The 23428-nt window shown below is 43.5% G+C and carries 20 protein-coding genes; 6 read left to right on the top strand and 14 right to left on the bottom strand.

Annotated features, from left to right (window positions below; translation table 11 throughout):
* Nucleotides 1–398: 398 nt before the first annotated feature.
* From RJ60_RS08730 to RJ60_RS08785, 13 genes are all read right to left on the bottom strand, one after another.
* A complete protein-coding gene (locus tag RJ60_RS08730) occupies nucleotides 399–1499 on the bottom strand; it encodes a glycoside hydrolase family 172 protein (RefSeq protein WP_103134463.1) in 1101 nt (366 codons plus the stop codon).
* A gap of 10 nt (nucleotides 1500–1509) precedes the next feature.
* The gene (locus RJ60_RS08735) at nucleotides 1510–3141 is read right to left on the bottom strand and encodes a DUF4185 domain-containing protein (protein ID WP_258006239.1); all 1632 of its coding nucleotides are present in this window, start codon (nucleotides 3139–3141) and stop codon (nucleotides 1510–1512) included.
* 4 nt (nucleotides 3142–3145) lie between these two features.
* A complete protein-coding gene (locus tag RJ60_RS08740; RefSeq protein ID WP_103134465.1) occupies nucleotides 3146–4174 on the bottom strand; it encodes a LacI family DNA-binding transcriptional regulator in 1029 nt (342 codons plus the stop codon).
* A gap of 15 nt (nucleotides 4175–4189) precedes the next feature.
* Nucleotides 4190–5014: a carbohydrate ABC transporter permease gene (locus RJ60_RS08745; RefSeq protein ID WP_103134466.1), complete on the bottom strand. Its 825-nt coding sequence runs from the start codon at nucleotides 5012–5014 to the stop codon at nucleotides 4190–4192.
* 10 nt (nucleotides 5015–5024) lie between these two features.
* Nucleotides 5025–5903, bottom strand: a complete 879-nt coding sequence (locus RJ60_RS08750; protein ID WP_103134467.1) for a carbohydrate ABC transporter permease — start codon at nucleotides 5901–5903, stop codon at nucleotides 5025–5027.
* A 55-nt stretch (nucleotides 5904–5958) separates the two neighbouring features.
* The gene (locus RJ60_RS08755; RefSeq protein WP_103134468.1) at nucleotides 5959–7203 is read right to left on the bottom strand and encodes an ABC transporter substrate-binding protein; all 1245 of its coding nucleotides are present in this window, start codon (nucleotides 7201–7203) and stop codon (nucleotides 5959–5961) included.
* 578 nt (nucleotides 7204–7781) lie between these two features.
* Entirely contained in the window at nucleotides 7782–9053 is a 1272-nt protein-coding gene (locus RJ60_RS08760) for a hypothetical protein (RefSeq protein ID WP_103134469.1), read from the bottom strand.
* Nucleotides 9054–9232: 179 nt separating this feature from the next.
* On the bottom strand, nucleotides 9233–9361 hold the full coding sequence (locus RJ60_RS16165; RefSeq protein WP_258006240.1) for a hypothetical protein: 129 nt from the start codon (nucleotides 9359–9361) through the stop codon (nucleotides 9233–9235).
* A gap of 14 nt (nucleotides 9362–9375) precedes the next feature.
* Nucleotides 9376–9714 (bottom strand): hypothetical protein, encoded by a 339-nt coding sequence (locus tag RJ60_RS08765; RefSeq protein WP_219725871.1) that lies wholly within the window; start codon nucleotides 9712–9714, stop codon nucleotides 9376–9378.
* Nucleotides 9711–10712, bottom strand: coding sequence for a hypothetical protein (locus RJ60_RS08770; RefSeq protein ID WP_146028903.1), 1002 nt, complete (start codon nucleotides 10710–10712; stop codon nucleotides 9711–9713). Before RJ60_RS08770 ends, RJ60_RS08765 begins: the two co-directional genes overlap by 4 nt.
* Nucleotides 10709–11188: a hypothetical protein gene (locus tag RJ60_RS08775; protein ID WP_099830325.1), complete on the bottom strand. Its 480-nt coding sequence runs from the start codon at nucleotides 11186–11188 to the stop codon at nucleotides 10709–10711. The genes RJ60_RS08770 and RJ60_RS08775 overlap by 4 nt, the downstream gene beginning before the upstream one ends.
* On the bottom strand, nucleotides 11185–12345 hold the full coding sequence (locus RJ60_RS08780) for a nucleotidyltransferase (RefSeq protein ID WP_180979929.1): 1161 nt from the start codon (nucleotides 12343–12345) through the stop codon (nucleotides 11185–11187). Before RJ60_RS08780 ends, RJ60_RS08775 begins: the two co-directional genes overlap by 4 nt.
* A gap of 6 nt (nucleotides 12346–12351) precedes the next feature.
* On the bottom strand, nucleotides 12352–13155 hold the full coding sequence (locus RJ60_RS08785) for a hypothetical protein (protein ID WP_099830327.1): 804 nt from the start codon (nucleotides 13153–13155) through the stop codon (nucleotides 12352–12354).
* A gap of 602 nt (nucleotides 13156–13757) precedes the next feature.
* Between RJ60_RS08785 and RJ60_RS08790 the strand changes: the two genes are divergently transcribed.
* The 6 genes from RJ60_RS08790 (at nucleotide 13758) to RJ60_RS08815 (ending at nucleotide 22523) form a co-directional block, all read left to right on the top strand.
* Nucleotides 13758–14339, top strand: a complete 582-nt coding sequence (locus tag RJ60_RS08790) for a hypothetical protein (RefSeq protein ID WP_103134472.1) — start codon at nucleotides 13758–13760, stop codon at nucleotides 14337–14339.
* On the top strand, nucleotides 14336–15889 hold the full coding sequence (locus tag RJ60_RS08795) for a type I restriction-modification system subunit M (protein WP_103134473.1): 1554 nt from the start codon (nucleotides 14336–14338) through the stop codon (nucleotides 15887–15889). The genes RJ60_RS08790 and RJ60_RS08795 overlap by 4 nt, the downstream gene beginning before the upstream one ends.
* A gap of 9 nt (nucleotides 15890–15898) precedes the next feature.
* On the top strand, nucleotides 15899–17305 hold the full coding sequence (locus RJ60_RS08800; protein ID WP_099830330.1) for a restriction endonuclease subunit S: 1407 nt from the start codon (nucleotides 15899–15901) through the stop codon (nucleotides 17303–17305).
* 16 nt (nucleotides 17306–17321) lie between these two features.
* The gene (locus RJ60_RS08805) at nucleotides 17322–20441 is read left to right on the top strand and encodes a type I restriction endonuclease subunit R (RefSeq protein WP_103134474.1); all 3120 of its coding nucleotides are present in this window, start codon (nucleotides 17322–17324) and stop codon (nucleotides 20439–20441) included.
* Nucleotides 20441–21166 carry a M48 family metallopeptidase gene (locus RJ60_RS08810; RefSeq protein WP_103134475.1) on the top strand — a complete coding sequence of 242 codons (726 nt, stop codon included), beginning with the start codon at nucleotides 20441–20443 and terminating at the stop codon, nucleotides 21164–21166. Before RJ60_RS08805 ends, RJ60_RS08810 begins: the two co-directional genes overlap by 1 nt.
* A 76-nt stretch (nucleotides 21167–21242) precedes the next feature.
* The gene (locus RJ60_RS08815; protein ID WP_103134476.1) at nucleotides 21243–22523 is read left to right on the top strand and encodes a DUF3825 domain-containing protein; all 1281 of its coding nucleotides are present in this window, start codon (nucleotides 21243–21245) and stop codon (nucleotides 22521–22523) included.
* 221 nt (nucleotides 22524–22744) lie between these two features.
* Here RJ60_RS08815 and RJ60_RS08820 read toward each other — a convergent pair whose 3' ends face one another.
* Nucleotides 22745–23029: a hypothetical protein gene (locus RJ60_RS08820; protein WP_103134477.1), complete on the bottom strand. Its 285-nt coding sequence runs from the start codon at nucleotides 23027–23029 to the stop codon at nucleotides 22745–22747.
* Nucleotides 23030–23428: the final 399 nt, after the last annotated feature.

A 23428-nucleotide genomic window follows, 5' to 3' on the forward strand; every position in this document is an offset into this window, starting at 1 on the left:
GCAGTGAAAAATGGAGTCTGACCCTATTTATTTGTTCTCTATTTATTTGTTCTTTTTTTGCTGAGGAAACCACTTCCTCAAGCCTTCGCCTTTCTTCTCCTCAGGGCATTCGCCTTCCCGAAGCAACTACCGCACTGAAATGGCCGACAACTATCACAGCGGAGTCAAAGAAGAGACAGAACTCCATGAAACGATTCTAATGGGTTCAAGAAATGCTGTTTTCAGTTGCTAGTACTAATAATAGTCATTCCAAAAGAACGCGCTTATCGAATTTCTTTACAGGAATAACAGGAGCAGCAACTTGACCCTTCTGCTTGCTTCTGGGGAATCGCAGTCAATGAATTCGGACAGCACCGAAAATCGCTCAAAGATCGAGTGATCGTCGAATTAATTCACTCCTAATCAGCATAGGGCAACCTATCTTCAGGTGGCAGCAGTGATTCGAAACTTTTGTGAGGTTCTGCCTGGTACCAGAAAGCAACAGATGAATAGTCGTCAAAGCGATTGTTGTTATGCCCCTTTTCTATGGTTACTTTCAACGACTTGCTGAAATAAATCGGATCCTCTATATGAAATCTGTACATGCTCATGTAACCCTTCCAGTTGCTGTCTCCCGGAAGTACCAGTCCAAAGTAATCTGACGCATATCTCTGAGATGGACACCAGGCCATACTGAAGTAATCTTCAGTGCCCGTACCGTGGAGGGAAGGTGGCCACGAATCGTCATCGATGAAAATCATGTCGTCGCCTTCTCCGTACCAATCCCACTGATCTGTCTCTCGCATGTTATGAACATAGAAGAAGCAACCGACGTAATGACCTTTGCCTTGAGCATCAAGAACGACGTAGTTGTTCCTGCCGGTCTTGTTCTGGCCTTGAAACTCGAAGATGTTGTTCGCTACAAACGGCTCCAGAGCAAAATCCTTTAGATTATTGGGAGCAAGTGTCTTCACCAGAACACTTTCATCTCTCGAAACGCCCTGCTTTCTTCGCCATTGCGCATGGAAGTAAGCTATGTTCTCTGGCAACTTTGGCCAGAGTTCGTAATCAATATAGTAATAGGCAACAAGATCTTGGGAAGAATTCTCATTAGTAATCTCTATCCGTGCCCTTTTTCTGAATGGCATAGGAAAGAAGCAGTTGAATCCACGACCATCTTCGGGCGACATTTGTATGGGCAGCGAAGAGAAGTTAACTGTCTTCCCATGACCGGCACCGAAAAAATCCCCTATTGGAGTCTCAACACTTGGCGCACTTTCGTCATCCCAGAAGACCCGGAGTATGCCCTTGCGCAAGAAGTGCTTCTCAGTAGACCTGAATGTCATCCAAATATGGCTGACAACTCCTGGTCCTTCAATTTCTCCCAGAACCAATGTCTCTCCTGCTGCTATTGCTTTCCAGTCCCTGTTGCCGCCGCTTTCATCGTAAGATGATATTCTTCCTCTCCTTGCATCTTTTAGTGTCATCAGGTTTCTAAGAGTTCCTCTAGAAAAGTCCATCCTAAACCTCCTATCTGACTAATCTGGCTTTCATTAAATAGACGTTGTATGGCATCCATAATGACATAATGAAGTAAATGTACTCTCCTTCGTTTTCAACTAACAGAGGATTCAAAAAGGCCCCGTACAAGCCCGGATACTCCCTGGAAGAAACAAGCTGATATGGTTTACTCCAGGGCCCCCATGGATTGGCAGATTCTCTTATCTCAAGATCGTGACTGTGCTCATTCAAATAAGTTATTATCCACTTCCCGAGGAAGTGATTGTACATTGCAGAACATTCGCCAACTGGAGCCTCAATAATTATCGCTGCGTCTTCTTCTTTTCCTGACCACTGAGGAATTCCTGAGTTATCTAAGCCTGAGAAGTATTCATACGCACCAATTTTCTCTATTTCTTCGCCATTCACTTTCATTAATTTGACTCCACCGAACCTTCCGCTAGGGATGCCAAAGAAGAATAAAGTATCACTGTTCACGTCACATCCATCAGGAATCTTTAGCCATTGGGAAGCCTTCGCAATGCCTACCTGGGCAAAGTTACTCTCCGAACTCCATTTCACTGAGTCAAGTATTTCCCAGGTCTGTCCGCCGTTCTCTGAAACCGCCAGTCCAGAATAGCTCGTGTTCCATCTCCCCGGTTCCCCCCAGCGGTTGACCATCATATAGTGGATATACAGTTTGGAGTTCACCGCTACTCCGTTAGTAGGAATCGCGGTAATATTTCCGGGCATTGAATGAATCAGTTCTTTTGCTGCTCCGGAAGATTCTTCTGGTCCTCCCCAGTAGAAGGCTTCGCGAAGCTCTTGCGCTGCAAAGTTCACAGAATTCTCGGTAATATCCGCAAAGATCACTTCATAGTCGGAAGTGCCCCACTCTTTTGCGCCAATCCCATACCTTGCCGAATTCAGAAAGCCCTCTTTGTCATCGAAAGTGCCCGCTTCAATCCAGTTCTTTCCATCCTGGCTGTAGCTGAAGACGTAAACATTGGAGAATAACCTGTTTTCAATTCTCAGGTATGGATATAAGGAGTTCACTTCAGCGATTTTAACGAATTCTCCTCCGATGATTCCGCTAGCTTCCATTGTCCTGTTGCCCAAATGGCCCCACATAATCCAACTCCGCATTCCGCTGAAGAAAAGTAATCCACACAAATTCGTTGCTCCAACAGGAGCAGAGTTGCTTTCGATTCTTGTTTCTATTGACCATCCTCCGGGTAGCTGCGATTTCAGAAGTTTCGGCGCGAGATCAACACTAGACCATAAATCGGCTCCTTTTCGGACATTGAGTTTGATTTTGTTTTCGGAAAATTCGTATGTCGAACCTCCATCACCTGTTATGAACCCTTCAAAAATGATACCGTCACTTGGATCTTGGTCGGTGGTGAATGCCATAACATTCTTGCGCCAGTTTGTGTTGTTGATTCCAAAAGTGTCACCAAAAACAAAGAATGTGATCTCACCATCGTTGAAACTGTGACCAAGATCGGTTCCGAAGACGTCATACTTGAGCGTGTTGTTGATTGCGTTGGGGCCTGTAAGCTTTGCTACCATTTCCAGTTCTGAAACATCCTTAAGAGATGTGGCAAGGAGAAACGAGCAAATCAACACCACGCTTAATAGGAGTACCGCTACTCTTATCATGAAATCAACCTCCTTGCTTTTCTGAAGAGAGATCATTAACTGAATCACGAATTATCAATTCACCTTCGACGACTACGATTTGAGAGTTTGATTCATTGTTCTTCATCTCTCTTTTCAAAAGTGCCACGGCGTTCATCGCCAAGGACTCGATAGGCTGTCGGAATGCAGTAATTGGCGGAGACGTTACTTCAAGCCATTCAATGTCGTCAAAGGAAACAAACGAAAGTTCTTGTGGAATCTCTACCCGAAGGGTTTTCAATGCCTGAAGAAAAGCCTTTGTTATGACAAGGTTACCGGTTATGAGTGCCGTTGGTCTATGAGAGAGGATTTCAGTAGTTTGGGACTTGACATCCTTTTCTATGAATAATCCGAATCTTTCGAGGCTGAATTCTTTACTGAGACCAAAATCCTTCATTGCCTCTCTGTAGCCAGCTAATCTCTCTTCTCCCATTGATGTGTTGGGAACACTCTCTACAAAAGCAATTCTTCTATGACCCTTACGGTACAAGTATCTAACTATCATGTAGACTGCGCTTCTGTTGTCCACATTCACCTGACTTACACCAAGCCCTTCAACGTTTCGATCAAAGAAGACTATAGGGATATCCATCCCTTTCACCCTCTTGTAGATTGAAACATTACCGGTTCTATCCACAGGCGCTGCAAGGATACCGGTAACGTTCTTGGAGACCATTATCTCAAGATACTCACGTTCCTTCTCAAGAGACTCCCTTGTCGTAGAAAGCAGTATCTCATATCCAGAATCATAAAGAAGCTCTTCTATCTTTGTCACAAAATGTGCAAAGAATGGGTTGAATGTGTCCGGAACCAGCACGCCTATAAGATTTGTCTTCTGATGCTTGAGGCTCCTGGCAGAATAGTTGGCTATATATCCAAGTTCATCTGCCTTCTGCAAAATTCTCTTCTCCAGAGTCTGACCAACTTCACCCTTCCCGTTAAGAGCTCTTGAAACAGAAGCTACCGAGACACCCAGTTCTTCGGCAATTGCTTTTATGGTAACCCTTCGCGCCAACGATTCCTCCTCCAATCAGAGTTTCATTCCGGTCATTTTTATGCTCTGCATTAACTGTTTCTGCAATACCACAAATACTATCAAAGTGGGAATAAGAGCTACCGTGCAAGCAGCCAGTTGAATAGCCCATGGATTATTATACTCTCCACCATACTGGGCGATTCCCAGTTGCACTGTCCTCATTTGCGGCGAATTAATTATCACAAGCGGCCACATGAATGAATTCCAGTTCGCAAGGAAAAAGAAGACCGCAAGTGCCGAGAGCACGGGCTTTGAGAGCGGCAGTACGATCTTGAAGAAAACCCTCACCAATCCGCTTCCGTCAATTATTGCCGCTTCTTCCAGTTCTCTAGGGAACCCCAGATAGAACTGCCTCAAAAAGAAAATCCCGAAAGCGTGAGGAATAGCCGGTATTATAAGCCCTCTGTAAGAGTCGATCCAGCCGAAGTTTCTCACAATAAGAAACAGCGGGATTAGGATTGCAGAAAACGGAATCATCAGAGTACTGATCACAAGAATAAATAGAAAATTTCTGCCTCGATAATTGAGTCTCGCCAGTGAATATGCGGCCATTGAGTGAAGAAGAAGTGCAACTATAGTAACAACGGAGGCAACAAAGAAAGTGTTTAGCATGTATCTGGCGAAAGGCACTTGCGAAAATACCTTTGTATAGTTTGACCACACCGGGTTCTCGGGGATTAGTTTCGGTGGGAAAGCGAAGATCTCGCTAGGTGACTTCAGAGAACTCACGAACATCCAATAGATTGGAAAGAGGAAGAACATCGCTAGAATCACTAGCAAAAAATACCTCAGAATTCCCTTCACTCTTCTGGTCTTCATAATTACCCCCTCACGATCCTGTGGAGACGTTACCGCCTCTCAGTGCTCTCAGCATGAAATAAGATACTCCAAGAAGAATCGCAAATAGCGTGAAAGCCTGAGCCGATGAGTAACCGAACTGGTACATGTTAAAAGCAGTGTAATAGATGTAGAATGCCGCTGTTGAAGTACTGTAGAATGGACCTCCCCCTGTAAGGATGTATATCTGGTCGAAAACCTGGAAGCTCTGCAAAAAAGTCATTACGAGAACAAAAGCGACAGTTGGTTTCAACAGAGGAAGAGTAATGCTAAAGAACTTTTGTACACCTGACGCACCATCTATTTCAGCAGCTTCATAGTATTCATTCGAAATCTCGTTCAGGCCTGCAAGAAAGATTACCATGTAGTAGCCAACACTCATGTATAGACTAACCACAGCAATGCTGTAAAGAGCTTGAGACATAGAGCCAAGAAGTGGTTGTCTAGTTATTCCAAAGAATGACAGAAAGTAGTTGACGAAACCATAAGGCTGAAACATGTATTTCCAGACGAAAGAAACCGCAACCATAGACATGGCGGTGGGCGCAAAGAAAATGGCCCTGAAAAGCCCTATTCCAGGCCCCGGCTTCTGAACAAGCATTGCCAAGAGAAGAGCAAATACGAAGTTCAACGGAACAAAGAAGACCGAGTACTTTAGAGTCACAAGGATACTGTTTCGCCACTGTGGGTCTTGAAACATTGTCCTGTAATTGTCCAGACCGACAAAGAGCATATCACTTAAGCCATTCCAAGAAAAGAAGCTTATTACAAGAGCTACAATAGCAGGGACAATCGCGAAAATTATCAGTCCAGTTATGTCTGGACCTATAAAAGTGTATCCAACCAGTCTTTCCCGATTTTTTCTATTCACAGCAATCCTCCCGAAAAACCAGCCCGGGATTCAATCCCGGGCCAAGAAAATTCACTTACTTTCCGGGAACTCCACCTGTGTATCTACTAAGATATGCATCGATAGCCGCAGAAGCCCCTTTTGCAGCAGCCTTGGGATCCATGCCTGCAAACATAACGGCTTGCAAAGCGTCTGATACGGCCTTAACCATTTCCGGAGTGAATGTCGGCTCCGACTTCGACGTCTTCAGAATCTCCAGAAATACATCATTTGGTGGAGTACTGTAGAACACTTCTCCTGCATCGAGAACAGAGTATCTGGGTGAGAACTTACTATTAGTTACTGTGCACCAGTCAAGCGGGAAGTCTATCTGCTCTGCTACCAGCCATTTGGCAAACTCGGCGGCTATGTCTGTGTTCTCTCCTCTGGCATTTAGCATCATCTTCCAACCACCATATACGCTGATGCTCTCTCCTCCCTTTTCGTAAGGAGGAATTGGAAATACCCCAAAGTCGAATTCAGGGAATTCTGTCTGTAATTGCTTGACGCCCCAGAATCCACAGACGATCATGTCGGCAAGCCCGTTTCCGAATATACCAATATCATTCGCTCCAGCTGGAAGCGAGGACGGAGCCAACTCTTCTTTGACAAATGATCCCCAAAGATCAAGAGCAGCAACGGCGCCCTCTGAATCGAATGTCGATTTCTCCCAGTTTTCGTCTACGACGTCTCCACCCGCAGTCCACAGGAACGGATACCATGTGAAGTTCTGATAGTAGCCAGGTGCAACTTCAACGATGATTCCGTGGCGGTTGGGAGTTTTAAGTTTTGCTGCAATTTCCGTCAACTCCGCCCAATCTTGAGGCTGGGCGATCCCCTTCTCTTCGAAAGCAGTCTTGTTGTAAAACAAAGCTACTGGCTCCATTTCAAGTGGAAGGGCATATATTTCCCCTCCAACAGTTACAGCCTCAATCGTCTCGGGCAAGAAGTCCGAAATGATATCTGCAGTCAAGTATTCACTGAGCGGCAGAGCAATTCCAGCATTGACGTATCTGAGAAAATCACCTGGACTTATGAAGAAAACATCAGGTCCTTCGCCAGTTGCAAAGGCAGTGGTGAGTTTAGTCCCAGTGTAGTCTCCCCAGGGGAAAGTCTCAAATACCACTTTCTTGTCCGGGTTTTCTTCATTCCAGAGATCAACAAATCTCTGAATTGTAGCATCTGCGTATGTGTCAGTAAACTTCCAAAAAGTGATCTCTGCAGATACCGCAGTAACAACAAGAAGCGCAGAAACTAGAAACAGTAACAAGAACTTTTTCACTTTGACCCCTCCTTTTCAGCTCGAAGATATTCTCAGTAAACGTTTGAGACATAGATATCACTAATAGTCTGCTATTGCTTTCTGGATAATACGTAAACGTTTACGATATATCATAACAAGAAACCACTGCTTCAACAAAGTCTTACTACAGTCGATTATTCACAGACTGGACGAAATACAACCAACCTAGGCACCCAGTTGATCTATTGCTCCATTAGCCGCCAGTAATTTACTGAAAGCAAGAACTTAGTTACAGCATTCTCTGCAGACCACTTAAACACTCAGAAATCGTTGCAGACAGTTTTATCACGTCGTTGAAGATCCCTTGATGCAGGAAAAGACAGATGTCAACCTCTTGAAATTCCCTGTTACCTAACCAGTGTTTAATAGCTAGCGACCCAGAAAAGAACATTTCAACCCAAAACACCGAGAGGAGTAACAGGAGTCTTTCATGCGCAACATGACAGATAACACTCACTGTATGAAGACGAAAACTCACATCCGGATTCTACAGTTGACTTCTAAAAAGTAAACATAGACATGAAATGTGTTGACAATCTAGAAGAAGAGAGACGGTCTCACCAATCTTTCAGTTTGCTCCAGGAGCTCATAAGCGAGTCCAGACTGTCGTTGTTCATCCTTTCCTCGTTATCTTTCTCTGTGTAACTCGATCCCCAATGTAATGCTCTTATTACTGCCTTTGAGAGGAGAATCCGTTTCTTTCTGTCTGTTATGCCTGTGTTCATTGGCATTCTCGTTTGCTCGCAGAAGTCGGCCCATAGCTCGTTAAGTGTTTCCTCTGGAAGATCTTCGCAAGAATTGTAGAAGCTCATGAGATCAACAACGTCATCACAATTCTCAAGCTGAAGCTTAAGCGTTTCAATGTTTTCTGCCCCTAAGAACTCTCTAATTGCGGCATAGTTATACTCATCAAAATAGAGACCTACGGGTGGACTTACACCCCACTTCCTGTACTTGTCTACCGGAAACAATGAAGTAGGGTACGCCAGAACGAACAGGAAAATTACCTGCCTAAGGACAGAACTGGCCACAGCCAGGTAGAAGAGAACACTTTCAGCTGAGATCGAGAGATTTCCTTTGTTCATAGTCGAAATGCTTTCGTCGAGTTGAGGAGAGTGATTGTAAGCGCAGAGGCTTTTGAATGCCTTTTTAAGTGATTCTTTCAACAGATTCAGCCTTTCAGTATTGCAGAATTCTGCCGCTGCCAAGTGTTCTATACTCAAGTCAACCATTGCATGAAAGTTAGGTTTGTTCTTCTTTCCATGAACCCACTCGAGATGCTTTTCGTGCCCATTCTTGTCAGCAGTTACATGTCGGTATATGTGCAAGACAGAAAGCTCCAGAAATGGTCTCAACAATGCCAAGGAAGCGAGCATATTCCCGTCCAGCCATGACGATATGCTGTCGCGCAAATACAAGAGACTCTCATGGAAGCAGTAATGCCTGTTCCATACATGCATTCGCAGGATCTCAGCAGCGGTCCTTGGTTTGAAATCAAGTTCCGCATTGATAGAGATGTCCAGAATATCCTGGAACTCAAGGTAAGCCTGAATGCCATTAACTAGTTCTGAGAATTCCTGATTATCTCTAAAAAGAGAGAAAAGATCTTCAGTATACGGTTTCAGATTCTTTCTGCTTATTCCAATTATTGTCAGAAGAATCCTATCTGGGAAACCTTGACAATCCGGGTCCCTAACTATGCTTAGGTATTCCCTCTGCTCAGGAAACCACTTCTTGAATCTTTCGAATTTCGTCTTGTCCGCCGTTCTTTCATCTCCTCGCGTAAGTATACTGCCGAAATGGCTGCTTTCCCGACTGACAATCACCATTTCAAGAGGTTCTATTTCTTAGTCCAGAATTGTCTCGAATGTTTATTAGCAGATGTCACATACCAATTTCGCGAATCACATATACTATCGATCAAATTGGAGCATACATAGCTGTGTTGAGATCTTTCACTCATAACATCCCATACCACTTACTGATAACTCCACGCAATTTGCATTAATCAGGTTTCTTTTCCCAGTTCGTTCCAGTTCTCGGTAAAATACCTGGAGATACCCAAGCCGGGCATGTATTCGGGATAGATCAGCTGAAACTCCTTTTGTGCTTCTTCATAACTTCTATCGGAGATCACGTGCAGCCCCTTGGCTATGAAAGCAGTGCCAGAGAGGGAGCTCTTGATTCACCAAGATTGCAGTGAATCAGTAGATTCATGCCTTCGCTGTAATGCTTCTGGGAGAAGTTCATGAAATCAACAAAGGTCTGAGGCATGAAAAGAGGAATATCTGGATCGACAATGTTCAGATAGAGATTAGCTCCTCTTTCGAGACTAAGGTAATTATGGTGGTTCTTTGGTAGTGAACCTTTGTACCCAACTGCATTGACGTGGCATGGATTCTTGCACGCATGAACCACAGCCCATTCCGGTCTAGAATGGAAACAATCTCTTTCAGAACCAACGTAGAGACGATCGTAAACTTTTGTCATGTTGGATTGCCTTCCTTCAATTTCCTTTGCTGAAACTCAAGGGCAGTCCAGAAAATGTTCCATGCGAGGGATTGATAATTCCACAATTCTATAATCGTAATCTTTCTATTTTCAAGATTGGTTGATCCGTGGGCCGAATATTTATTCCTGAAGCTCTCGAACTCTATTATGAGCTCATGATAAGACTTATCAACGTAATTTCCAGTATCACTATCGTACTTCTTCATCTTCTTAAGTGGATCAATCCCTGCATTTACAAACTTTTCAAGGAGCTTTTTTTCCTTTTTTGGGGGATCTCCAATTATTACCTCAACTGACTTATAGGCATTGTGAAGAGCATTTTCAAAGGCGCATTTCTCAAATCTGGTGGGCGGCACGAAACCAGGATCACTCAGTATTTCTGTAGCTCTCGGCATACAGAAGTCTCTGTGGCTCATTGCAAGGAAACCAGCGCTCAGAAGAAGCTTTTCACTGGAGACCAAAACAGGCACCAACTGAAAGATGTATCTGAGTCTGTCTTCGCCAATAGCCAGACTGTTATGCATAATTGTCTCGAAGCTTAAGAGATCAAAGTACTCAATATTCTCCGTATGATATCGCATAAGAGATTGAAGATGCAGAATGCTCTTAGTGTTTATTAAGTTCAGAGGGAACTTGAATAAGTAAAAAGGCTCTTCGTGAGGTAGAGAACCCATCGAGAGTAGAAATGCTCCCTGGAATGCATCGGCGATCCTTTCAGAAAGGTTGTCCGATTCCTCGCCATCACCAAAGACAATCACATGACGTCTTGAATGAGTTTCGTTACCCAAAAAAGGGTTACCTTGCTCATCGACAACAAGAACTGTCTTCAATAAACATCCTATCGCTTTGAGGGCTTTCCGAGAAGCTCGAAGATAATGCTGTGTTACTTTGCGACCACTACGCATAATATAGGTGCTCTTGTGGTCTTTGCTGCCTTCTGGAACGCTTAAACCAGTTACTAGATAACCGTATTTCATGAAAACCTACCCGGTCTTATGGTACGGAAGGCTTTGGTCTTTAAGGGAGTACGGTCTCTCTTCTTATTTGAAGTTGGATGTACTCCCTTGCCAAACCATGTACCTGTAGCAATCCAGACTTCATAATAGAAAAGCCATAGGGATGTCCAGGGGATTATTGTCTCACCAATAAGCATAGTTGGTTTCCATTCATAGTGTTTCGGATAATATAGGCAGAGCGATCCATCAGAGAACAAATGAGGAGGATTTCTCCCATCCGATTTCTCCAGTTGTGGTTTAGTAATTCGGACTCTAGGGCGTGATTGGAGACGATAGTTCAATGTGAATGTGTACGTTGATGAAATCGTTGTGGGAGATATTTGCCCGCTTATTCTCAGTTCACCGCATTTAGCTATACATTTGAACCCTGGGAATGTTTGTTTCAGGTGGCTGTATTGCTCCATAATTGTCAAGGGTTTCAGTATGTTCTTCTTCACCTGCTCTCTCCAAAGAATGTATTCTTCCTCACAGTAGTTGAATTCAGCTCAGAATCCCCCACACTACTGAGATTACCTGTTGCGTTTCCCATAGTCAGACGCTCCGCTTCCCTAAGTGCCTGAATGTCTTCAGAGTATTTGGTCAAAGCTTCTTTTGTCTCAGTCTCACCAAACATCTCTTCAAGATGTCTAGATATATCATTGATTCCCCTAATAGAGCTAAGGGTTTTCCACCGATTCGCGAAATCAGAGACAAATTCCTTAAAGGCCCTGAATTCAGCAGAATTAGCCTTCCAAGATTCTGCAAAGTTTTCTCCGTTTTCTATAGGATTAAAAACAGCGGGAGGAGACTGCAGACTGCACACATTGGAAAGAATTGAGTCAAGAATATGGCCCATATCATCAAACAAAGAACCCTTATCCTGATAGTACATACCAGCCAAGGTTGTCAGAACTATGCTCCTAGGCGCTTCATCATTTTTCGTTGAGAAATAGAAATCTCTTCGTCTCTTTATGAGTTGTACTGAACGTTTGAGAGTGGGTTTGACTTCAAACGGAAGGTCGTGAGGAAGTGGTTCCTGCTGAGCTACCTCAATAATCTTTCTCTGCAGTTTAATGCATCGATCTTCAAACCACTTTGCATATAGCCTTGGAGCAGATGGCACCCAATGATTGAGTTGCTTATCCGGAACTCGCAGTCTTTCTGACTCAATATTCGCAAGTGGGTAAGCAGGTAGAATGTCCATATGAAAGTCATCAACATACTTGATGCGAACACATCTTCGCTTTTTCTCTACCATGTTGGCGTATCTATCACTATCCCTGAATTTCCTGTAAAGCTTATCAAGCAAAACGTTTGGGCTCAAATCGGAATGCCATATTTGTTTTATCTTCAACACAATGTCAAGATCATACTCCTCACCAGACAAAGGTTTTACAGTAGTGCCTATTTTGTAGGAGCCTTGCGGAAAGACATCGATATCGTTCCCCTGAAATAGATCTTCATCGCTATCAAGGAAATTGAAAATTGCATCATAGGTCTGACTTGCCTTTTCTCTTTTTGTTTGCGGCAGTTGTAGTTCATTTCCAATACGTTGGAGTAATTCATCCATTACAGGTTTTGAAGTAACAAAATAAGCTTCATACAGCACACTCATCACTCCTCACAGAATCCATAGGCTATTTTCCGAAATCTTGGCGCTTTGTGAATTGATTTCTACACCCTCTGACTCAATCTCATTCTCTGAACACCATTTATAATGATCTTTCTCGTTGCTCATAGTACTTCTCAATGCGATTTCTTGTTCATCTGTAGGTAGGAACTCATATATTTCAGCCAACAGGAATTCATTGGATTTGGGATTCAGTTTTGACATTTTCTTTGGTTTGTATAGCATTATTGTCCTCAGATACCGAAATTTCAATATCCGAAAAGGCTCCTTTGGAAGAATCCCAGACTCGAGAAGCTCCTCGCGGAATTCTCTTTCAACGGTAACCTCCCTATCTTCCCTGCCATAAAACCACTTAAGAAAATACCTTAGTTTCCATCCCGGAATTCGAATCCTCAGATCGTCTTTGCTATCTTGATCAATTGGCATGCAATTATCGTCTTTTGCGTTCATCTTCGTGAACGTTGAGGTAGCTCCAGGGTAATATTTAATGACGCCTCCGACTGGCTGAAATTGCTTGTTGATTCTATTCCCTTGAACAAGAAGGTATCTGTCATCAATCTTAATTCTAAACAGATATGAGATAGAGAGCCTAACCTCTTTTTTGAGTAAGCACCTAAGAATGATCAAGATCGAACGAAACACGAAATTCTCGAGACCAAGAAACCAGGTCAAGGCGAACGAGATTAATCCCGAAATCAATGCAGTGAGCAATAAATTCATCAGGATTCCTGACATTAGCGACAGAACAAAAAAAACGAGAAACAGCACCGACATCTTTACAATGAAACCAGCCATCAACAGTCCTCCTTTGAAAAGAATACTCTTTTCAGGAAACTCAAAGTCTCTCGAAACATCTAGGTCCTATTCAGCAATATTCAAACGTTTACTTGGTCTGAACCACTCCCTATTCAGGAGTCTCATGCTGGTGAGATTCATTTGAGTCTGGAGAAGTGTGTGGAAAGAGAGTGATTTGGAGAAGGATATCCAGTACACTTGTAGTGACAGTTTTATTTGCACGAAACTCGTTTCTCAAATCCTGGAGCCCCAGCTCTAGGATTTCTATTAAGAATGATACTACTATTTACACAGTTTGTCAAGCGATGAACTGTCGTAAGACACTTACAATTTATATATTGCTTCAGTTGTAGTTAGATTGTGCTATACTAATAACAGATTGGCAGTCGCTTCCTGAGACCTATCAGTTCATTTTAGCACTCAGTCGATTGTTTTCTGATGAGAGTCAATCCATAAGAAAAGTCTTAACAAAGGATTCTGTTAAAAGGGGCCTGATGAGCGTCGATTGGTACAAGCTCCGAGTGTAAGAAATTAGCGATAATAGATTACGTTGATCCATGCTGAAAACTTACGTCGATTTCGTTTCTATTTGGGAGCTACAAATGAGGATAACTGGGATAAAGCTTGAGCAAATTGCCGATGTGATAATCGGTATAAATGAGGTTAGAGGCAAGAAGTCGGGGGAGTTCACTTATCACATAGTGACCCCAGCTGACCTGGATGATTCGAACGACTTCGAAAGGCTTGAATCCGTAAATCTTGAGACGGAGGTCGGAGATCATAATCTAGTCCGTAGGGGTGATTTACTTATAAAGAGAGTCAGTCCTAACTTTGTAACGTTAGTCACGAGTGAAATCTCTGGCGTAGTTGTTTCAAGCAACATGTTGATTATTCGCTGTCATCAAAGCGTTGTACCAGTATTTCTTGCTGGATATCTAGAGCTTAGAGGGCTAGAGGCTCTGAAACACTATACGGAAAGAGGAATGACAATGCACTCGGTAAGCAAGAAGGAGCTGAATGAGTTTTTGATCCCCTTGCCAGATTTGAAGACTCAGGAGATCCTTGGAGAACTATGGTTTCTGAACAAGCAAAAGCGGGACTTGCTCTCGAGGCTTTCGGAAAAAGAAAGCGATCACATAAAATCTATATATATCAGAGCGCTAAGTGAGGGGAGAGGCAGATGACGACTAGAAAAGACATTGAAAACGTATTATGGAGAGGAGCCGACACCTTCAGGGACACGATCGATGCGGCCAACTACAAAGACTTCGTTCTTTCGATTCTCTTTGTGAAGTATCTGAGCGATACTCACACAGAGTTACTGGAAGAACTCAAAAGCAATTATGACGACGATGTAAGACTAGAACGTCAACTAAAAAGGCTTCCGGTTGTCATGGACGATGAGCACAAGTTCGATTACCTCTACAAAAACAAGAACAGCGATGACCTTGGCCAATTAATCAACGCCTGTTTGAGAGGTATAGAAGATAAAAACTTCGAGCAGCTCAACGGTGTTTTCAGAAGCATAGACTTCAACAGTGAGAGTCTTCTGGGAAACAAGCCTCATAGAAACGCCATACTGAGAGAACTGTTAGACGATTTTGTAAACCTCGATTTACGCCCTTCACAGATACAAACAAATCCCGGACAGATTCCCGCAGACGTCATAGGCGACGCATATGAATATATGATCGGCGAGTTTGCAAGCAGAGCCGGAAAAAAGGCGGGAAGCTTTTTCACCCCTACGGCGGTCTCCGAACTTATGGCCCGTCTTGTTGAACCAAAACCTAATGACAGGATATACGATCCCACATGCGGTTCAGGTTCTCTGCTAATCCACGCAGCCAAGAGATCGGGAAAAGAAATGGACAAGGTTCAGATCTACGGGCAGGAACTCAATGGCTCAAGCCTCTCAATGGCAAAGATGAACATGTATATACACAGGATCCTGGACGCAAAGATCGCCTGGGGCGATACTCTTGCCAATCCGCTCCATCTGGACGAAAACGGTAACCTTATGCTCTTCGATGTCATCGTTGCAAATATGCCCTTCTCGAAAGATAAGTGGGCCTCGGGCTTCAATCCGGGCGGTGAGAACGCTGGAAACGGGAAGAAGTTCTCAATGGAAGCCGCACGCGACAAGTATCACCGTTTCGACTGGGGAGTGCCTCCCGCCAGCAAAGGTGATTGGGCCTTCCTGCTTCACATGATTCACAGCATGTCCGAGCGGGGAAGGATAGCCGCAGTTGCTCCTCATGGAGTTCTATTCAGAGGCTCTTCAGAGGGGCGAATTAGGAAACAGGTGATCAAGAATAACCTTCTGGATGCCGTTATTGGGCTACCTTCAAATCTCTTCTTCGGAACATCGATTCCTGCTTGCATAATGGTATTCAAGAAGAACAGAGACAGGAACGACGTAATCTTCATCGACGCCTCAGGAGAAGACCACTACGAGAAGGCCAAGAACAAGAACACCCTGAAAGAAAAGCATATTGAAGAGATAGCGAAGGCCTACTTTGATAGAAACGACATCCCGAAGTTTGCTCACATTGCCACTCTCGAAGAGATAAAGGAAAACGACTACAACCTCAACATCCCCCGCTACGTTGATACCTTCGAGCAAGAAGAGTTCATTGACATAGAAGCGGTACAGAAGAACATAAGAGAAATAAATGTCGAGCTTGAAGAAGTGCAGAAGAAAATGGACGAATATCTCAAAGCGCTGGGCTTATAGGTGGCTGCAATGAGGGATGATATTAAAAGGCGGATAGAGCAAATCAGGCGGGGAGAGGTGCCTGAGGGGTATAAAAGAATCGGTGGTAGAATTTTTCCTGAATCGTGGTCATTGAACAAAATCAAAGACTTCGCAAAAACAAAGAGTGGCAAGACACCTGATAGGGACAGACATTCCGAATTCTATCAGGGTGGAAATCTGAACTGGTTCAAAACAGGAGAGCTTCTCACAAAATACCTTAGTAACAGTGAAGAGAAGATAACTCCTAAAGCATTAGCGCTGTGTGGAATGCCTGTCTTTCCCAAGAGGAGTATAATCCTTGCTATGTATGGAGCAACAATTGGTAAAGCTTCTATACTAGATGAAAACTCGACTACAAATCAAGCATGTTGCTGCATCTTTCCGTCTTCATCATATGATACTGAGTATATTTTCTATCAAATCACGTTTAATAGAGAAGCGTTTGTCAAGATCTCCGCGGGAGCTGCACAGCCAAATATAAATCAAAGTCTAGTACAGAACTTCTGTCTTCCACTCTGCGAAACTAATGAGCAAAACCGAATAGCAGAGATTTTGTCAACTTGCGACAGGGTTATCGACCTGAAGAAGAAGCTGATAGAAGATAAGAAAAAGGTAAAGAAGTGGCTCATGCAGACGCTGCTAACAGGAATGATCCGCGTCAAGGATATTGAAAACGGGACCCCATACGAAGAACTCAAGAAACGAATCGAGCAGATAAGAAGGGGGAAAGTTCCTCAGGGATACGACAGAAATGGCATTCTTGGTATTATTCCTGAGGAATGGCAGGTTTTCCAAATGTCAAGAATAATTTCTACATTAACCGATTTTGTGGCAAACGGAAGTTTTGCTTCATTAAGAGCTAACGTCAAATATCTGAGAAAGCAAGATTATGCAGTGCTTCTCAGATTGGAAGATCATAGCAATGACTACAAAGGTGAGTTTGTGTATGTTGATATGTATTCATATCAATTCTTGAGAAAATCAGTACTTAAACCGGGCGATATCATAATAGCAAATGTAGGAGCGCGTTGCGGTTTTGTGTTTAGGGCGCCAAGCTTGAAGCTTCCAATGACTTTGGGTCCTAATGCGATTCTACTGAGAACAAATCAAGATGATTACTGGGTTTACTACTTTCTTTCGAGTTCTATTGGTCAGTCACAACTGAGCCAGATCAAAGGTACTTCAGCTCAACCGAAATTCAATAAGACAGATTTCAGATCTCTATCCATATGTTTGCCGGAAATAGCTGAGCAAATTAGAATCGCCGAAATTCTCTCAACCGCTGACACAGAGATTGATCTACTGAACAAAGACCTCGAACAATGGGAGCTAAAGAAAAAATCACTCATGCAGCTACTTCTAACAGGTATTGTAAGGGTTAATGCAGAGAACTGAAGCCGGGGGTGAGCTCATGCTTGACCACAGAATCTTCAACGAAAGACCGGAGAGCCAGGAGAGGATGATAAAGCTCCTCCAGAAGCTGGGATATGAATACGTTCCAAGGGCCGTGGCCGAAGAGAAACGCGGAAGCAAGACTAAGGTCATTTTTGAAGACGAACTGGTCAAGTTTCTCGGAAGACAGATCTTTGATTACAAGGGGGAGAAGCTACATTTTTCAAGTGAGTCCATAGGCAAGGCTATTAGAGAGCTAGACGCTCCCATCACCAACGGCCTAATGATGACTAGTAAAGTCATATATGATCTTCTCTGCATGGGAAAAAGCCTGGAGCAGACTCTTCCAGACGGAGCGATGCAGTCTTTCGATATCAAGTACATCGACTTCGACAACCCTGCAAACAATATCTGGCAGGTAACTGACGAGTTCGAAGTAGAGAGGCCAAACGGCAAGTTTGCACGGCCGGATATTGTGCTTCTTGTCAACGGTATCCCCCTTGTAGTTATAGAATGTAAGAAGTCAAGTGTAGATGTAATCGAGGGAGTAAGACAGAACATCAGAAACTGGCACCCTGATTACATACCCCACCTATTCAAGTTCGCTCAAATTGTAATAGCAACCAATTCGAACGAGTTTTTGTATGGCACATGCGGAACTGCTGAAAAACACTTCAACAGATGGAAGGAAGAGCAGAAGGACTGGCAGGAAGAACTTTGCAAGAAGTGCTCCCCTGATGGAAAGATAGTAGAGCAAGACAGGGCGGCAGTTTCTCTTCTGTCAAGAGAAAGGTTGCTGCAGCTTACCAGAAGCTTCATCATATACGATGCCAATATTAAGAAGATAGCCAGGTACAAGCAGTTTTTCGCCGTCAAGAAATGCATGGACAGGATCAAAATGAAGGACGGCAAGGGAACAAAAAACGGGGTGCTCTGGCATACGCAGGGCTCGGGAAAGACTATAAGCATGATTATGCTCGTCAAAATGATCCAGCGTGACAAAGATTTCGAGAATCCACGTTTCATACTCGTTACTGACAGGAAGAACCTCGACAAGCAGATACTTGAAAACTTCAGCAACACGAAGATGCATCCGACAAGGGCAACTACGGGCCGTGGTCTGGTATCTCTCATAAAGGACGACGGAAAGACTGTAGTTACTACCATAGTTAACAAATTCGAGACAGCCATAAAGATGAACTTCAGGAAAGAAAACAAGAACATATTTCTGATTATCGACGAAGGTCATAGAAGCCACTACGGGAGACTGAATACATATATGAACGTGGTGCTTCCGAATGCAGTAAAACTCGCCTTCACGGGAACACCACTAATCAAAGAGGAAAAGAAGAACACCTATGACAAATTCGGACCCCTCATAGATTCTTACACGATGGAGGACGCAATCAGCGATGGGGTTACTGTTCCGCTTGTGTATGAAGGAAGAATAATACCTCAGGGAATTTCTAACGCGAAGATTGATGAGATTCTCAAATACGTCACCGCCCCACTTAGCGAAGAAGAGAAAGAGAAACTCAAGAAGAAGTACAGTACATTCTTCCATCTCTCACATACAACAAAGAGGTTGGAAATGGTTGCAGTGAACGTGTACGAACACTTCATACACTATTGTCGGCCAAAAGGCTTCAAGGCGATACTGACTTGCTCCTCCAGAGCTTCTGCGATCGATATGTATCACGAACTCGAAAGTCTCGGAGATCTCAACTCAGCGGTAGTAATAAGCCCATCGGATACCAGGGAGGGCGATGACGATGATCTTTCGAACTCGAGCAGAGAGAAAATAAATAGCTTCTTCAGCAAAATCGTGATCCCCCTTCACGGTGATTCGGAGACATACGAAGAATACGTAAGAACCACCTTCAACAGAGAAGACAATGATATTGAGCTCATCATTGTGAAAGATAAACTTCTTACGGGTTTCGACGCCCCAATAGCGGCTGTTCTTTACGTTGACAAACCCATGCGGGATCACAACCTCTTGCAGGCAATAGCAAGGGTTAACCGTGTCTATCCTGGGAAGGACTTCGGGCTCATCGTCGATTACTATGGAATCTTCAAGAAGCTTCACGGTGCGCTAGACCTTTATTCAGATGAAAAGTCAGGGATGAATCAGTTCGATAAGGACGATATAAGAGATGTCCTGAGCGGGCCTCAGGAAAACAGCAGAGAACTGCTTAGAGTGAGAGATAACCTTCTCAATCTTTTTCCTTCTATCCCAATTGATGAGAGACGGACTATCGTTTGGCAGGAATGTCTTGAGAAAGACGATCTCCGGAAAGAATTCTACGAAAGGCTCAAAGAGTACTCAAAGATGGTCGATCTTCTCTTTTCGAGTTACGAGTTCTTCAACTTCGTCGGAGTAGAGAAAGCAGAGGAGTATAGGCGTGAGCTGCTCTTCTTCACTAAACTTAGAAATTCCGTCAGTTTAATTCATGATGATAGTGGAGAAATGAGCACAAAGGAATACGACGACAAGATCAAGAACCTTTTGAACAAATACGTGATGGCAAATGATGCCTGGACTGTACAGGAACCGCTTGACATAATGTACAAAGCGAAAATGGATGAGCAACTCAAATCGCTTGCTGACAGCAAGTCAAAAGCCGATGCCATAAAGACCAGAATGATAGCGGAGATAAGCTCGAGAGAACACGATGACCCAGCAATATACATGGAGTTCTCGGAGAGAATAAAAGAGACAATTCGCAGATACGAAGAAGAAAGGAACACTGAGAAATACCTCGCAAATATGGAGAAGCTGGCCGAAGATCTCCGAGAAGGTCGATCTGGAAAGTCATATCCTGCACGGATAGACAACGACAGCGACTCGAAAGCCTTCTACAGTACAGTGCTACATGAGTTACAGGAGCACTCAGGACTAAAAGCGAACGAAGCAATCGAAGAGGATATTGCCATTCTCTCCCAGGGAATAAAACGGGCAATAACTGGAAATACAAAAATTGATTGGCGTGACAATGTAACAGTGCACAAGAGGATCATGGCGGAACTCGACGATCTCATCTTCGATTTCATTGAAGCGCATGGACTAAAGGTTTCGACGGATATCATAGATCTCATTCTAGACAAGCTGCTTATAGTAGCAAAGAAGAGGTACTGATGGAAATGATAACTCTGAAACTCAATAACAACAAAGAAATAGAAGTTGCCGTTATAAGACGACAGATGAGAAACGTAAGGCTGAAAGTCTTCCCCAACGAAGAGGTTTCTGTTTCGGCGCCTCACGGGGTATCCCTTGAGTGGATCGAGAAGTTTGTAGAGAAGAAACGAGATTGGATTGAAGGTAAACTAGGCTTTTTCAGAGAGAGTAATGCTAACGATAAACTGAATTTCATAAAGAGCGGGGTCACTGTGAGGATTCTAGGCGAGCAAATCATGATTATCGTTCGAGAATCCCGGCAGAAGAATGTAATTCAGGAAGACGCGAAGCTCTTCATCTACACACCAGATCCAAAGGATGAGGAAATGCTCTCAAGACAACTTGAGGTCTGGATAAGGAGACAGCAGAAGAGTCTCTATGAAAGTCTGCTTGACAAGCTCTACCCCATAATTGGGAAGTATGGATACCAAAGGCCCACAATAATGGTCAGAAAGATGAAATCACTCTGGGGAAGCTGCAACAGAAAGAAGGGAATCATCACGCTGAACTACTACCTCTACAAAGCCAAGCAGCCCTGCATAGAATACGTAATGCTCCATGAACTTGTGCACTTCATCTATGCGGGGCACAATAGAGAATTCTACGACTTCTTGAGTACACACATGCCTGGCTGGAAAGAGCGAAAGAAGATTCTTGACTATGAGGTTGTTTTGGGAGTGCGATGATTGTTGAACTGATCCATAAATAATAGATTCGCATAGTGTTTCGTATTGCCTAAGTCAGGATGGAAAGGGGGAGAATATGAGATTATCTGGAAGTGAAATTGGTAAGTTTGCCTATTTTGGTGATCCCGAAAAGAGTTTGGAGATGTTGAAGCATCTTGCCGGAGTTCCATCACGGGATATAGATAGTCTTTTTGAAGAAGTCGAGGAACAGTTTAGGGAATGTTCAGCGAGATCCGAAATTGTGTACTTTGACATTGATGGGATTCCTTGTGCTCAAGGAGACGATTTCTCATGGTCATCTGAACCGGCGTGCTGCTATGCGCTGTTTCCAGTTAAAATCGCAGGATCCAAAGCGACCCTTTTTGGCGTTTTCTCGGAAAACGAAAAATATTCGATCGCTCAGAAGACCCAGAAGTGGTATGGTCTATTTTGGTTCGACACAACCCACTTGAATCACGCTTTCTACGAAAAAACATCCAAAACCTATCTCGGAGACATTGTTTTTGGAAGTAGAAACAAACTGGAGGAATTCCTAGATAGAATACTTGAGATAGCAATGCCAGAAGATTGGGACTTCTATCATGAATACTTTAGGCACTCAATACTGAAGTCTTACATTGAGAACACATATTATCGAGCGAAAAGTGAGGAGAAAATCGTATCCAATAAGAATGAGGGACTTTCGGCCTTTAACACAGGATTGTTGGCAAATAGGTTCGATGTGTCGTCCATTGGTAGCGGAGTCAGTGAGATCTACATAATTGCTAGGATAATGGATAAACAATTCATATACCCCAGATACGAGCGTCCCGAGGTCTGCATATCAAGGGTTGAGTACGACCAGCTCTTCTCAAGGGTTCCTGAGATTCCGAGCTTCTTTGAGAGAATAGAAGATGTTCTCTTCAATCCAGATCGCGATGTTCACTCCGATGCTAAAGGTATGCTTCATATCATCGGAGACAATAGAGACCGCTTTCCACAAAAGCTTCAAGAAGAATCAGACCACCAACTTCGACAACTGCTAATGGCTGCTATCGAAAGAACAAAGATGCTAGCCAAACGCAACTATAAGCTGGTTGTTCCTCAGTTCTATTCTGGAAAGATACAGTTCCTAATGCCAATATTTCTATCGGGAGATCTTTCTCGCGATCCTGATTTTGCATTAGTGTTAAATCCCCTACGAAGTAGTGACTCAGACAAAGTGAATAGCTATGAAGCAACAACGATTATAACGCTGGATATGGCATATAAAAACGCTAGATTAATTGCTAAGCCAGATAACACTTGGCTAAAGCCGAGCTCCATTGTTGAATCAGAAGAGAACACGTTTTCGGGAGACACGTTAATCGATGGTTGAGTGTTAGGCTCTTGATGGAAACCAGTTTCAGAACCCTGTGACAGCTAGGGTAGCTGGGGTCTGATCTCGAACATGAAAGAAAACGCGATATCATCAAAAGGCGCGATTTCTCAATTGATTGTCCTCTAGAAGAGCTCAAAGACTGCGGCATACCTGCCTGGTATGCAAATCGAAGCAAGAAACTTGGTTGCCAAAATAGTGTTTAGGAGATCATTATCTATCTATACTCCTCTGGGAACCAGGTTACGACCAATGAACATGATGTACCTTAGGATCGCCGATCCGAAACTGCCAGGCAGACGCGAGATAATTGAGTTAGCTAACCCGCTGGAAAGTGAACGTCTTCTTTCATGCACGGCGAATCCTCTTATTCCGTGAAGAGGACTAGTGTTTCCAGCAAATTGATTAAAGGCCAATGGGTTGAATTCCCACAGCTCACCGATTAATAGATTGTATTTCATCATTCTAATGAATGTAACAGCTGTTGCCAGCACAGAAAAAATCATTGTTATCACCAGAACGATAATGGTAGTATTCAAGGCTTGGAATTATTATTTGTTTGTTCTCTAGCTAATTGTAAATCAGGACGTGCAAAAAGAAGTCCGATCATATTCTCGTATTGTTTTTTGCAAGCTGTTACTCTGTCACCATATTGCTTCTGAAATGTATGACTAAGTTCAGGAAAAACTTGATCACAACTCCACTCCAAGCCTTAATCATACCTAACACCTTAAGCTAAACCAAACTCCAGAATGGTATCTCACTTCCGTTGCACACGTATTTGTTCAAGAAAAATGATACTGCTACTCACACCAAGAATGAGACCCCCCGATCTTGATTCGAGGGGTAGTTCTCTTCTTATTGCTCTGCTCTTCTTGAATCCTGAGACACGTTTCTCATTTCGG

Origin of the sequence: Mesotoga sp. B105.6.4 (assembly GCF_002896535.1) — a bacterium.
In the GTDB taxonomy this organism is placed as follows: Bacteria; Thermotogota; Thermotogae; order Petrotogales; family Kosmotogaceae; genus Mesotoga.